We start from the raw sequence: 12,888 nt of genomic DNA, 5'->3' as shown, positions 1-12,888 counted from the left end.
TTTTGTAAACAATTTTTATTTTTCAGACGGCCTGACCCATTTTTTTCGAACCGACCATCATCAGGCAAACAGGATTCCATCATGACCACTCCGGCTCTTCTCGTTCTCGCTGACGGCAGCGTATTTCACGGCACATCAATCGGTTACGAAGGTTCGACTTCCGGCGAAGTCGTGTTCAACACTTCCATGACCGGCTATCAGGAAATCCTGACCGACCCTTCCTACTGCAAACAAATCGTTACCCTCACCTACCCACACATCGGCAACACCGGCACCAACGCCGAAGATGAAGAAAGCCGCAGCGTTTACGCCGCCGGTTTGATTATCCGCGACCTGCCGCTCTTGCACAGCAACTTCCGCGCATCCGAAAGCCTGCACGACTATTTGGTACGCAACAAAACCGTCGCCATCGCCGACATTGATACCCGCCGCCTGACCACCCTGTTGCGTGAAAAAGGCTCGCAAGGCGGTGCAATCTTGACCGGTGCGGATGCCACCGTTGAAAAAGCACAAGAACTGATTGCCGCATTCGGCAGCATGGTCGGCAAAGATTTGGCAAAAGAAGTTTCCTGCACAGAAACTTACGAATGGACCGAAGGCGAATGGGCATTGGGCAAAGGTTTCGTTACCCCTTCCGAACAGCCTTACCACGTCGTCGCCTACGATTTCGGCGTGAAAACCAACATCCTGCGCATGCTCGCCTCGCGCGGCTGCCGCTTGACCGTCGTTCCGGCGCAAACCAGCGCGGAAGAAGTATTGGCACTCAATCCTGACGGCGTATTCCTGTCCAACGGCCCCGGCGACCCCGAACCTTGCGACTACGCCATCAAAGCCGTACAAAAACTGATGGAAAGCGGCAAACCGATTTTCGGCATTTGTTTGGGACACCAGCTGATCAGCCTCGCCATCGGTGCGAAAACCCTGAAAATGCGCTTCAGCCATCACGGTGCCAACCACCCTGTACAAGATTTGGACAGCGGCAAAGTCGTTATCACCAGCCAAAACCACGGTTTCGCCGTCGATGCCGACACTTTGCCCGCCAACGCACGCATTACCCACAAATCCTTGTTTGACAATACCTTGCAAGGCATCGAACTGACAGACAAACCCGTGTTCTGCTTCCAAGGCCACCCCGAAGCCAGCCCGGGCCCGCAAGACGTCGGCTATCTATTCGACAAATTCATTGACAATATCAAAGCAGCAAAACAATAAAGCTGATTTTTTCAGACGGCCACACTCAACTCGACAACAGGCCGTCTGAAAACCAAACTTCAAAAATATAAATTCAGCCCCCTCTCAACATCTGTACAGCCTGAAAACCCAATCGTCTAATCAGAAAGGAAAACCAATGACTGAAAAACAAATGCACATTCTTTCCGTCACCGCCACCCTGGCCGGCGTCGGTATGTACGTTTCTTATATCCCGCAAATCCAAAACAACCTTGCCGGCAACCCCGGCTCGCCGTTGCAACCCCTCGTCGCCGCCATCAACTGCACATTATGGTTTGCCTACGGCTTTTTGAAAGAAAAACGCGACTACCCCATCATACTGGCAAACGCCCCAGGCATTATTTTGGGTTTGATTACATTTATCACTAGTTTTTAAGGAAGTTTTCAGACGGCCTGTGCAAAATAAAAACGCAAACGGTCGTCTGAAAAAAGTGGCCAAAATATCAATAGCAGGAATTTTTCAGGTAGTTTTTTATCGCAAGGCAGATGGAACAAACCCCGCGAGCGTTTTTTCAGACGGCCTTTAATATGTACCGCAAGGCACGCACGCGATGGGTTAAAGTGCAGGGAAAATGGAGAACGCGTGCGTATCGCACGCACCCTGCATACAAGCTAATAGCTTGCTATCTAAATACATTTGAGGAAAAAAGAATATGGACAAGTTTTCATCTGAAGTTTGCAAAGCCCTTGCATATTACGTTTACCGCTTAATTGACCCAAGAAATGGTGAAACTTTTTATGTAGGCAAAGGCAAAGACAACCGGGTTTTTGAACATTTGAAACAATGTTTGAAAATAGCGGAAGATGGCGAAGATGAACTGAATTTAAAATATAGTAGGATTCGCGCTATCCAAAAAGCCAAATTGGAAGTTATCCATGTCATTCATCGACATGGCATGAATGAGAAAACCGCTTTTGAAGTAGAAGCTGCTTTAATAGATGCCTATCCGGGGCTATCAAATGAACAAAGCGGACATGGCAATAGTGAATTTGGTTCGATGCATGTATCTGAAATACAAGATAAATACGATGCACCTGTTGCACAATTTGACAGCGATCATAATCTATTGATTATTAATATTAATCGTTCTTTAGATAAAGAAAAATCGGCTTATGATGCTGTTCGCCTAGCCTGGCGGCTTGATGTTGAGCGGGCAAAACGTGCGCATTACATCTTGGCGGTTGAAAAAGGCTTAATTGTGGATGTTTTACAAGCGCATGAATGGCTGCCAGCTACTAAGGAAAATTTTCCTGAGCTTAATGAAACCATAGTAGGACGTTTTGGTTTTCACGGCGAATCACTTTCTAAAAATGATGAAGTCCGCCAAAAATACCAACGTAAAAGGCTGCCTGAAGAATATCGTAAACGGGGTGCCAGCAATCCCGTTAAATATAGTTTTAAATAACCTGAAATCTCTAAGGTAAAACACCATGCCCAAACGTACCGACCTAAAATCCATCCTTATCATCGGCGCCGGCCCTATCGTTATCGGTCAAGCCTGCGAATTTGACTATTCGGGCGCACAGGCCTGCAAGGCTTTGCGTGAAGAAGGCTATAAAGTCATTCTGGTGAATTCCAACCCCGCCACGATTATGACCGACCCTGAAATGGCGGATGTTACCTACATCGAGCCGATTATGTGGCAGACGGTGGAGAAGATTATCGCCAAAGAGCGGCCCGACGCGATTCTGCCCACGATGGGCGGCCAGACTGCGCTGAACTGTGCGCTGGATTTGGCGCGCAACGGCGTGTTGGCGAAATACAATGTCGAGTTAATCGGCGCAACGGAAGACGCGATCGACAAGGCGGAAGACCGCGGCCGCTTTAAGGAGGCGATGGAGAAAATCGGCCTCTCCTGCCCGAAATCCTTTGTCTGCCACACGATGAACGAAGCCTTGGCGGCGCAGGAACAGGTCGGCTTCCCGACGCTGATTCGTCCTTCTTTCACCATGGGCGGTTCGGGCGGCGGTATTGCCTACAATAAAGACGAATTTTTGGCAATTTGCGAACGCGGTTTTGATGCGTCGCCTACGCATGAGTTGCTGATTGAGCAGTCCGTTCTCGGCTGGAAAGAGTACGAGATGGAAGTTGTACGCGATAAAAACGACAACTGCATCATTATCTGCTCGATTGAAAACTTCGACCCTATGGGCGTGCATACCGGCGACTCCATCACTGTTGCGCCTGCACAAACATTGACCGACAAGGAATACCAAATCATGCGCAACGCTTCGTTGGCGGTATTGCGCGAAATCGGCGTGGACACGGGTGGCTCGAACGTGCAATTTGCGGTGAACCCTGAAAACGGCGAGATGATTGTGATTGAGATGAACCCGCGCGTGAGCCGTTCGTCCGCGCTGGCTTCCAAAGCAACGGGCTTCCCGATTGCGAAGGTGGCGGCCAAACTGGCTGTCGGCTTTACACTGGACGAGTTGCGCAACGACATTACCGGCGGTCGCACCCCTGCGTCATTCGAGCCTTCCATCGACTATGTCGTGACCAAAATCCCACGCTTTGCGTTTGAAAAATTCCCTGCCGCAGATGACCGCCTGACCACGCAGATGAAATCGGTGGGCGAAGTAATGGCGATGGGCCGTACCATTCAAGAAAGCTTCCAAAAAGCCTTGCGCGGTTTGGAAACCGGCTTGTGCGGCTTCAACCCTCGCAGTGAAGATAAAGCGGAAATCCGCCGCGAACTGGCCAACCCGGGCCCTGAGCGTATGCTGTTTGTAGCCGATGCGTTCCGTGCAGGCTTCACGCTGGAAGAAATCCACGAAATCTGCGCCATCGATCCTTGGTTCTTGGCACAAATCGAAGACTTGGTGAAAGAAGAAAAATCAGTTTCAGACGGCCAATTACAAGACTTGGATTATGCCGCTTTACGCCGTCTGAAACGCAAAGGCTTCTCTGACAAGCGTTTGGCACAATTATTGAACGTAAGCGAAAAAGAAGTCCGCGAACACCGCTACGCGCTGAACCTGCATCCGGTTTACAAACGCGTCGACACCTGCGCCGCCGAGTTTGCCACCGAAACCGCCTATCTCTACTCTACTTACGAAGAGGAATGCGAAGCGCGTCCTTCCGACCGTAAAAAAGTGATGATTCTCGGCGGCGGCCCGAACCGCATCGGTCAGGGCATCGAGTTTGACTACTGCTGCGTTCACGCCGCGCTCGCCCTGCGCGAATCGGGCTTTGAAACGATTATGGTCAACTGCAACCCCGAAACCGTGTCCACCGACTTCGACACCAGCGACCGCCTCTATTTCGAGCCGCTGACGCTGGAAGACGTGTTGGAAATCGTCCGCACCGAAAACCCGTGGGGCGTGATTGTGCATTACGGTGGTCAAACCCCGCTCAAACTCGCCAACGCATTGGTTGAAAACGGCGTAAACATCATCGGCACATCCGCCGACAGTATCGACGCCGCCGAAGACCGCGAACGTTTCCAAAAAGTGTTGAACGACTTAGGCCTGCGTCAACCGCCCAACCGCATCGCCCACAACGAAGAAGAAGCCCTCGTTAAAGCCGAAGAAATCGGTTATCCGTTGGTTGTCCGTCCTTCTTACGTACTCGGCGGCCGCGCCATGCAGATTGTTCACTCTGCCGAAGAGTTGCAAAAATACATGCGCGAAGCCGTACAAGTTTCCGAAGACAGCCCTGTATTGCTCGACTTCTTCTTGAACAACGCCATCGAAGTGGACGTAGACTGCGTTTCAGACGGCCAAGACGTCGTGATCGGCGGCATCATGCAACACGTCGAACAAGCAGGTATCCACTCCGGCGACTCCGGCTGTTCATTGCCTCCATACTCATTGGATGAAGAAATTCAAGATGAAATCCGTCGTCAAACCAAAGCCATGGCATACGCACTGGGCGTAGTCGGCTTGATGAACGTACAGTTTGCCGTACAAGACGGCGTAGTCTTCGTACTGGAAGTGAACCCACGCGCCAGCCGTACCGTACCGTTCGTATCCAAAGCTACCGGCGTACCGCTCGCCAAAGTCGGCGCACGCGTGATGGCAGGCATTTCGCTGAAAGAGCAAGGCGTAGAAAAAGAAGTCATCCCAGACTTCTATGCCGTTAAAGAAGCCGTGTTCCCATTCATCAAATTCCCGGGTGTGGACACCATTCTCGGCCCTGAAATGCGCTCTACCGGCGAAGTCATGGGCGTAGGCGCAAGCTTCGGCGAAGCTTACTTCAAAGCCCAACTCGGTGCAGGCGAACGCTTGAGCACAACCGGCAAAGTGTTCCTCGCCGTACGCGACGAAGACAAACCGCTCATCGTCAAAACCGCACAAAACTTCCAAGCACTCGGCTACGGTGTCTGCGCCACACGCGGTACCGCCGAATACTTGAAAGAACACGGCATCATCGTGCAAGCGGTCAACAAAGTGCAGGAAGGTCGCCCACACATCGTGGACGCAATTAAAAACGGCGAAATCGCACTGGTGGTCAACACCGTCGGCAGCACAGTACAATCAGTTACCGACAGCCACAGCATCCGCCGCACTTCCCTTACCCAACGCGTACCGCAATACACCACCATCGCGGGCGGCGAAGCCATGAGCGAAGGCGCAAAAAGCCGCGAGCACTTAGGCGTATACAGCGTACAGGAATTGCATGGCCGTCTGAAAAACAAAGCCTAATCAATCCTATCGGATTTGAATAGATAAAAGGCCGTCTGAAACCTGATTGCTCAGTTTCAGACGGCCTTTCTGCAAAAAGAAGGAAAACGTAATGAAACAAACTATTCAAGAAAAACTGACTCAAATTTCACTTGCCGAACCACTGTATTTTCTGTTGGCGGCGGAGAGCGGAAGCCGCGCATGGGGCTTTGCTTCGCCCGACAGCGATTATGATGTACGCGCCATTTATATCCGTCCGCAAGAACATTATCTGCAAATTGATGAAGCAAAAGATACGTTTGAATTTATTGAAAACCAATGGTTTGACGTAGGCGGCTGGGACATCCGCAAGGCTTTGCGCCTGTTGAGAAAAAGCAATGCCGTATTGCTCGAATGGCTGCGTTCACCGATTGTTTATACACAAGATGAGGCATTCATAGGCCGTCTGAACGAACTTGCGCCCCAATACGTCCAAGCCGCCGCGTTGTTGCACCATTATCGCGGTATCGCCGGCAATGCTTTGAAAGCCATGGATTTGGCGCAGCCGATTAAATTGAAGAAATGGTTTTACGTCTTACGCCCTTTATTGGCGGCACGCTGGGCAGTGAAACAAGGCGGTATTCCGCCAATGACTTTGGTTGAGTTGATGAATGAGTGGCAGACAGATTGTGCTACCCAAATTACTGATCTAGTCGCATTAAAAGCAGGACAAGACGAAAGTTATCTGCACACATTATCGCCAGAGCTGCAAAAGCTGACTGTTGACCTATATAACGAAGTTTCTGCCTTGTCTGCCCCTGCTGCCGAACCTGCCGATAGCGGGCCTTTGAACGAATTGTTCCGCTCCACCTTGGCAACCATTTATCCGTAAAAGGCCGTCTGGATATGCTGACCCTCGAAGACTTGCATACGCAAAACCTGATTCTGCTTGAAGCCGTGTCCGGCAGCCGCGCCTACGGTTTGGCAACGCCCGAGTCCGATACCGACATCAAAGGCGTGTTTTACCTGCCTAAATCCATGTTTTACGGCATGGAATACATCCAACAAATCAGCAATGAAACCAACGATATTGTGTATTACGAACTGGGACGGTTTATCGAATTGCTGTTGCAAAGTAATCCAAACACGCTAGAGCTGCTGGCTTCCCCTTCCGACTGTGTGCGATACCGTTCGCCATTGATGGATGCATTTAAAACCGAATGGTTTATCTCTAAAACCTGTCAGCAAAGTTTTGCAGGCTATGCCTACGGACAAATCAAAAAAGCACGGGGATTGAATAAAAAAATCAGCAATCCGATGCCGTCTGAAAAGAAAAGCATCCTTGATTTCTGCCACATCGTAGAAGGCGCGCAAACTGTACCGCTGCAACACTGGCTTTCGCAACGCGGAATGGAGCAAAGGCATGCAGGCTTAATCAAAATAGCCCACGCCCGAGAACTTTATGCGCTGTTTTACGATGCCGACGGCACACTTGGCTACCATGGTATTGCACCCAAACCCGAAGCCTCAACGCTTTCACTCAGCACCATTCCAGAAGGCGAATCACCGCTTGCCCATCTATCCTTCAACCAAGACGGATACAGCAGCTACTGCCGCGAATATGCCTCTTATCAACAATGGCTGGCAGAACGCAACGAAACACGCTATCAAGGCACGCAGGCGCACGGTCACGGTTACGACGCAAAAAATATGATGCACACTTTCCGCCTGCTTGAGACCGCGCGCGATATTGCCCTTCATGGCGAAATCCGTCCACGCCGTCCCAATCGTGACGAATTGCTGGCCATCAAGCGCGGTTCTTTTCCTTACAATGAACTGTTGGCGCGTGCAGAAACATTGATTAACGAAGTAGAAAATTTGTTCGCCCAGTCCGATTTACCGGAAGCTGTAAACAGCACTTTGGCAATCAATGCCCTCGTCGAAATCCGAACCAAGATTTACGGATAAGAGAATCAAAAACAGAGGCCGTCTGAAATTATGTGTTTCCTCTTTTCAGACGGCCTTTTCATATTTCAAATTCTAACCGTCTGTCCATCAAAACAACCTTTTCCGCCGTCTCCCAACAAGGGATAGCAACATGAAATATAATTTCGTTATTGATTGGATTTATACGACAAAATTGTTGTTTTTTCATCATAATCCAAAAATATCGAGTTTAACGCCTATTCTCCTTGCTTTATAATGGCCGTCTGAAATAAAAATACAATTAAAGCAGAAGCATGTCTTTGCAACTTAAGCAGATTTGCATAATTAAACATATGCTTTAATCATAATAATGATAAAATAATACGGCTTTCCTCTAAATTAAAGGGAAAACTGCACAAGAAACGGAAAATAAAATGAGTGTCGGATTATTGCGTGTTTTGGTTCAAAGCCAGACCATCTCAAATCAACAAGCGGAACATTACAACAATCTTTTACAATCAGGCAAAGAAATCCTGCCCAACCTGTTTTCAGACGGCATCATCTCCCCTAAAGCTTTGGGGGAGTTAGTTGCGCGCGTATTCAGCTATCCCCTTTTGGATTTGCACTACTACCCGCGCAATAATGTAGTCAGCGACATTCTGACGGAAGAGCAAATGGTGCAAAACCGTTGCATTCCGATTTTCAAACGCGGACGCAAGGTTTATTTCGCCGTATCCGATCCGACCCAAATCCAAAACTTTCAAAAAATCGCTTTTGCTTCAGGTTTAAGTGTCGACTTGGTAGTGGTTCCCGACGACCAGCTCAGCTCATTGCTGGAATGGCTGGGTCAACGTTCGACAACCATTCTGAAAGAAATCAACGACGAACATGAAGCAACGCAGCAATCGCAATCGCTTTATATCGACAATGAGGAAGCTGAAGACGGCCCTATCCCCCGCTTCATCCACAAAACCTTATCCGATGCCCTGAACGCGGGCGCATCGGACATCCACTTTGAATTCTACGAACAAATGGCGCGCGTCCGTTTCCGCGTGGACGGACAATTGCGTGAAGTCGTACAGCCGCCTGTCGCCGTGCGCGGCCAGTTGGCATCACGCATTAAAGTGATGGCGCGTTTGGATATTTCCGAAAAACGTATTCCGCAAGACGGCAGAATTCAAATTGCCTTCCATAAACACGGCCGTCCGATTGACTTCCGTGTCAGCACGTTGCCGACATTGTTTGGCGAAAAAGTGGTGATGCGTATCCTAAATTCCGATGGTACATCGCTCAATATCGACCAGCTCGGTTTAGAGCCTTTCCAAAAAGAAATGCTGCTTGAGGCCATCAACCGCCCTTACGGCATGGTATTGGTTACCGGTCCGACAGGTTCGGGCAAAACTGTTTCGCTCTATACCTGCCTGAGTATTTTGAACACGGAAGATGTAAACATTTCGACGGCAGAAGATCCGGCCGAGATTAACCTGCCGGGCGTCAACCAAGTCAACGTCAATGAAAAACAAGGTCTGACGTTTGCCGCCGCACTCCGATCCTTCTTGCGTCAAGATCCTGATATTATTATGGTCGGTGAGATTCGTGACTTGGAAACCGCCGACATCGCCATTAAAGCCGCCCAAACCGGCCACATGGTTTTCTCTACCCTGCATACCAATAATGCACCGGCCACGCTGTCCCGCCTTTTGAACATGGGTGTCGCGCCTTTCAACATCGCCAGCTCGGTCAGCCTAATTATGGCGCAAAGGTTGTTGCGCAGACTGTGCCCGAACTGCAAACGTGAAGTTGAGCGCCCGCCGGTTCCGGCATTGAAAAAAGCCGGCTTTACCGATGCGGACTTGGCTCAAGATTGGAAACTCTACCGCCCGGTTGGCTGCGACAGCTGCCGCGGCAAAGGCTTTAAAGGCCGCGTCGGTATTTATGAAGTCATGCCGGTCAGCGATGAAATGCAAAAAGTCATTATGAACAACGGTACAGAAGTTGATATCATGAACATGGCCTATCAGGAAGGCATGGTAGACTTGCGTCGTGCTGGCCTCATGAAAGTCATGCAAGGCCTGACCTCGTTGGAAGAAGTGACTGCTCATACCAATGACTAAACTGCCATATTTTCGAAAATTAAAATAAAGCGGCACGGGGAAACAGTCCGCTTTATTTCTTACTAACAAGGGATAACTCATGGCTCAAGCAGAGCAAAAAAGAAGTCTGTTCGGTTCAAGAAGCAAAGGCAAGCGTTTTACATTTGAAGGAAAAAACATCGAGACCGAACGTCTTGTCCGTGGTGAAGTAGTTGCCAAAGACGAAGAAGAAGCACGCAAAAAACTCCAACGCAGAGGCATTCGTCCTTTACGTATCAGCAAAGTCAAAACCGCACGCAAACGCCGTATTACACAAGAAGACATCACGGTGTTTACGCGCCAACTGGCAACGATGATGAAGGCAGGCTTGCCGCTGATGCAGGCTTTTGAAATCGTTGCTCGCGGCCACTCCAATCCGAGCATGACCGAAATGCTGATGCAGGTTCGCTCCGATGTCGAACAAGGTAGCGCATTGGGTAAATCATTCTCCAAATATCCAAAATATTTCGACCGCTTCTATTGCAATCTGGTCAGCGCAGGCGAGTCCGGCGGCGTACTGGAAAGCTTATTGGACAAACTGGCTGTCTATAAAGAAAAAACCCAAGCCATTAAGAAAAAGGTTAAAACCGCGCTGACCTACCCGATTGCCATTATCGTGGTGGCGATTGCGCTTATCTTCATCATGATGATGTTTGTACTGCCTGCCTTTAAAGAAGTTTATGCCAATATGGGTGCAGAGCTGCCAAGCCTTACCCAACTTGTCATGAACTTGTCTGATTTATTCGTCGACTACGGCTGGATTATGATCATCCTTTTGATTGTTTCGGCCTTCGGCCTGTACAAACTCCATGAAAAATCACCTACTTTCCAAAAACGAATCGATGCTTTTATTTTGAGACTGCCTGTTTTTGGCACCATCGTCCGAAAAGCGACCATCGCCCGTTGGGCACGTACGACTTCCACCCTCTTCGCAGCCGGCGTTCCTTTGGTGGAAGTATTAGATTCAGTTGCAGGCGCATCCGGCAATATTCTTTATGAAGAAGCCACTCAAGACATCCGCGCCAAGGTAACCCAAGGTCTGTCGCTGACATCCAGTATGCAAAGTACAGATATGTTCCCCAATATGGTGATCCAAATGGCGGCCATCGGCGAAGAGTCAGGCTCTTTGGACGATATGCTGAACAAAGCCGCCGAATTCTATGAAGATGAAGTAGACAACTCCGTCTCCCGATTGTCTCACTTGATGGAACCTATCATCATGGTGGTATTGGGTTCGCTCATCGGTATTTTGCTGATTGCCATGTATCTGCCGCTGTTTAACTTGGGTAATGTCGTAGGTTGATATGCTTGATAGTATTTACTCTGCCATCGACGCCCTCTCCGTTCTTGCGCCATTCGCCATTTCTTTAGCCGTTATTTTGGGATTACTGATTGGCAGCTTTCTGAACGTCGTCATTTATCGCACGCCGATAATGATGGAACGTGAATGGACACAATTTTCTAAAGAACATTTGGGCATCAAGCTGACAGACGAAGAAAAACAGCCATTTAATCTGCGTAAACCGAATTCACGCTGTCCTGAATGCAAAAGTCCGATCAGATTTTGGCAAAATATACCCATCCTCAGCTATGTTTTCCTAGGTGGGAAATGCCACGCCTGTAAAACCCATATTAGCATACGCTATCCGTTGATTGAGCTGCTGACAGGTGTCTTATTCGGTATTATCGCGTGGCAATACGGCTGGTCATGGGCGACTATTGGCGGATTGATTCTGACTGCCATATTGATTGCGCTGACCTTTATCGATGCCGATACGCAATATTTACCCGACAGCCTGACTCAGCCCCTAATTTGGATCGGCCTGCTGTTTAATCTGAACGATACATTTGTGCCCCTGCATTCAGCCGTTTGGGGTGCAATCGCAGGCTATATGAGCCTTTATACTTTATGCGCCGTCTATAAACTTCTGACCGGTAAAATCGGCATGGGCAATGGCGATTTCAAACTTTTGGCCGCACTCGGTGCATGGCTGGGCGTAGGGATATTACCTGTTCTGATCTTCATGGCTGCCTTAGTCGGGTTGTTAGGCGCACTCATCGCCCGTGTCGGTAAAGGCCAATATTTTGCTTTTGGTCCCAGCCTTGCTGTAGCAGGATGGATTATTTTGGTTGCCAATGCACCTATTACCCAACTGGTACAATGGTGGCTCGTACAATCAGGATTCCGATAATGACATTATGGATAGGCTTGACCGGCGGTATCGGTAGCGGCAAATCATCTATCGCCCAAATGTTTGCCGAGCTTGGCGTACCCATTATCGATGCCGATGCCATCAGCCGTTCACTGACCGCTGAAAACGGCGAAGCCCTTCCTGCCATCCGCCAGCTTTTCGGCGATGAGGTTTTTGACAGCGAAGGCCGTCTGAATCGTATGGCTTTACGGGAAGAAGTTTTCAGACGGCCTCAATCAAAAAAACAACTGGAAAATCTGCTTCTACCGTTAATCTTAAACAAAATCCAACAGCAGAAACAAAAACTTGCTTCCTCTACTTACGGCATTGTCGATGTACCGCTTTTGATTGAGAATCCGGCATTTAAAGCGGAGACCGACCGCATTTTGGTTGTAGATGTTCCGGAGTCCGTCCAAATCAAACGCGTACACCAACGCAATGGTTTTTCAGAAGAACAAACGCGTCAAATCATGGCAACCCAAGCTTCCCGATCTGACAGACTGCTTCATGCCGACGATGTATTGGACAATACCCATAGCTTGGAAGAAGCAAAAATCAAGGTTGCCCGCTTGCATCAATACTATCAATCCATTGCACAAACTCTGAAAGAAACTGCATGACCGCTCCTGTTGTAAAATGTCCAACCTGCCACAAAGAAGTCGTTTGGAACACCGACAGCCCCTACCGTCCTTTCTGCAGCAAACGGTGCAAACTCATTGATTTAGGCGAATGGGCGCAAGAAAAATACACTGTTTCTTCGGAAGACGACCCCTTTTCAGACCTGTTGGACGGCAAATAAACTG

11 protein-coding genes are annotated in these 12,888 nt (G+C 49.2%); all 11 read left to right on the top strand.

Annotated features, from left to right (window positions below):
• Nucleotides 1-81: 81 nt before the first annotated feature.
• The 11 genes from carA to yacG all read left to right on the top strand — a co-directional run bounded on the left by carA (nucleotide 82) and on the right by yacG (nucleotide 12,884).
• On the top strand, nucleotides 82-1,212 hold the full coding sequence (gene carA / locus HMPREF2560_RS03715) for a glutamine-hydrolyzing carbamoyl-phosphate synthase small subunit (RefSeq protein WP_070873724.1): 1,131 nt from the start codon (nucleotides 82-84) through the stop codon (nucleotides 1,210-1,212).
• A 136-nt stretch (nucleotides 1,213-1,348) separates the two neighbouring features.
• Nucleotides 1,349-1,606 (top strand): SemiSWEET family transporter, encoded by a 258-nt coding sequence (locus HMPREF2560_RS03710; RefSeq protein WP_049225703.1) that lies wholly within the window; start codon nucleotides 1,349-1,351, stop codon nucleotides 1,604-1,606.
• 277 nt (nucleotides 1,607-1,883) lie between these two features.
• Entirely contained in the window at nucleotides 1,884-2,636 is a 753-nt protein-coding gene (locus HMPREF2560_RS03705; protein WP_049344526.1) for an LEM-3-like GIY-YIG domain-containing protein, read from the top strand.
• Between the two features lie 25 nt (nucleotides 2,637-2,661).
• Complete coding sequence (gene carB, locus HMPREF2560_RS03700; protein ID WP_070873723.1) at nucleotides 2,662-5,877, top strand: carbamoyl-phosphate synthase large subunit; 3,216 nt, start codon at nucleotides 2,662-2,664, stop codon at nucleotides 5,875-5,877.
• Nucleotides 5,878-5,968: 91 nt separating this feature from the next.
• Nucleotides 5,969-6,727 (top strand): nucleotidyltransferase domain-containing protein, encoded by a 759-nt coding sequence (locus HMPREF2560_RS03695; protein WP_070606040.1) that lies wholly within the window; start codon nucleotides 5,969-5,971, stop codon nucleotides 6,725-6,727.
• 14 nt (nucleotides 6,728-6,741) lie between these two features.
• On the top strand, nucleotides 6,742-7,803 hold the full coding sequence (locus tag HMPREF2560_RS03690) for a DNA polymerase beta superfamily protein (RefSeq protein ID WP_070873722.1): 1,062 nt from the start codon (nucleotides 6,742-6,744) through the stop codon (nucleotides 7,801-7,803).
• Between the two features lie 392 nt (nucleotides 7,804-8,195).
• On the top strand, nucleotides 8,196-9,875 hold the full coding sequence (gene pilB, locus HMPREF2560_RS03685; protein WP_049331882.1) for a type IV-A pilus assembly ATPase PilB: 1,680 nt from the start codon (nucleotides 8,196-8,198) through the stop codon (nucleotides 9,873-9,875).
• Between the two features lie 79 nt (nucleotides 9,876-9,954).
• The gene (locus HMPREF2560_RS03680) at nucleotides 9,955-11,196 is read left to right on the top strand and encodes a type II secretion system F family protein (protein ID WP_070606045.1); all 1,242 of its coding nucleotides are present in this window, start codon (nucleotides 9,955-9,957) and stop codon (nucleotides 11,194-11,196) included.
• A 1-nt stretch (nucleotide 11,197) separates the two neighbouring features.
• The gene (locus HMPREF2560_RS03675; RefSeq protein ID WP_070606047.1) at nucleotides 11,198-12,085 is read left to right on the top strand and encodes a prepilin peptidase; all 888 of its coding nucleotides are present in this window, start codon (nucleotides 11,198-11,200) and stop codon (nucleotides 12,083-12,085) included.
• Nucleotides 12,085-12,705 (top strand): dephospho-CoA kinase, encoded by a 621-nt coding sequence (gene coaE, locus HMPREF2560_RS03670; protein WP_070606048.1) that lies wholly within the window; start codon nucleotides 12,085-12,087, stop codon nucleotides 12,703-12,705. Before HMPREF2560_RS03675 ends, coaE begins: the two co-directional genes overlap by 1 nt.
• A complete protein-coding gene (yacG, locus tag HMPREF2560_RS03665; RefSeq protein WP_003682475.1) occupies nucleotides 12,702-12,884 on the top strand; it encodes a DNA gyrase inhibitor YacG in 183 nt (60 codons plus the stop codon). The genes coaE and yacG overlap by 4 nt, the downstream gene beginning before the upstream one ends.
• Nucleotides 12,885-12,888: the final 4 nt, after the last annotated feature.

Source organism: Neisseria sp. HMSC078H04, from assembly GCF_001838135.1.
In the GTDB taxonomy this organism is placed as follows: Bacteria; Pseudomonadota; Gammaproteobacteria; order Burkholderiales; family Neisseriaceae; genus Neisseria.
Note: the sequence above shows the minus strand (reverse complement) of the source record. Positions and strands in the feature narration are given on the sequence as shown.

Excerpts from the sequence above, each read along its gene's own strand:
- carA (WP_070873724.1), top strand. The coding sequence starts at position 82 with ATGACCACTCCGGCTCTTCTCGTTCTCGCTGACGGCAGCGTATTTCAC.
- HMPREF2560_RS03710 (WP_049225703.1), top strand. The coding sequence starts at position 1,349 with ATGACTGAAAAACAAATGCACATTCTTTCCGTCACCGCCACCCTGGCC.
- HMPREF2560_RS03705 (WP_049344526.1), top strand. The coding sequence starts at position 1,884 with ATGGACAAGTTTTCATCTGAAGTTTGCAAAGCCCTTGCATATTACGTT.
- carB (WP_070873723.1), top strand. The coding sequence starts at position 2,662 with ATGCCCAAACGTACCGACCTAAAATCCATCCTTATCATCGGCGCCGGC.
- HMPREF2560_RS03695 (WP_070606040.1), top strand. The coding sequence starts at position 5,969 with ATGAAACAAACTATTCAAGAAAAACTGACTCAAATTTCACTTGCCGAA.
- HMPREF2560_RS03690 (WP_070873722.1), top strand. The coding sequence starts at position 6,742 with ATGCTGACCCTCGAAGACTTGCATACGCAAAACCTGATTCTGCTTGAA.
- pilB (WP_049331882.1), top strand. The coding sequence starts at position 8,196 with ATGAGTGTCGGATTATTGCGTGTTTTGGTTCAAAGCCAGACCATCTCA.
- HMPREF2560_RS03680 (WP_070606045.1), top strand. The coding sequence starts at position 9,955 with ATGGCTCAAGCAGAGCAAAAAAGAAGTCTGTTCGGTTCAAGAAGCAAA.
- HMPREF2560_RS03675 (WP_070606047.1), top strand. The coding sequence starts at position 11,198 with ATGCTTGATAGTATTTACTCTGCCATCGACGCCCTCTCCGTTCTTGCG.
- coaE (WP_070606048.1), top strand. The coding sequence starts at position 12,085 with ATGACATTATGGATAGGCTTGACCGGCGGTATCGGTAGCGGCAAATCA.
- yacG (WP_003682475.1), top strand. The coding sequence starts at position 12,702 with ATGACCGCTCCTGTTGTAAAATGTCCAACCTGCCACAAAGAAGTCGTT.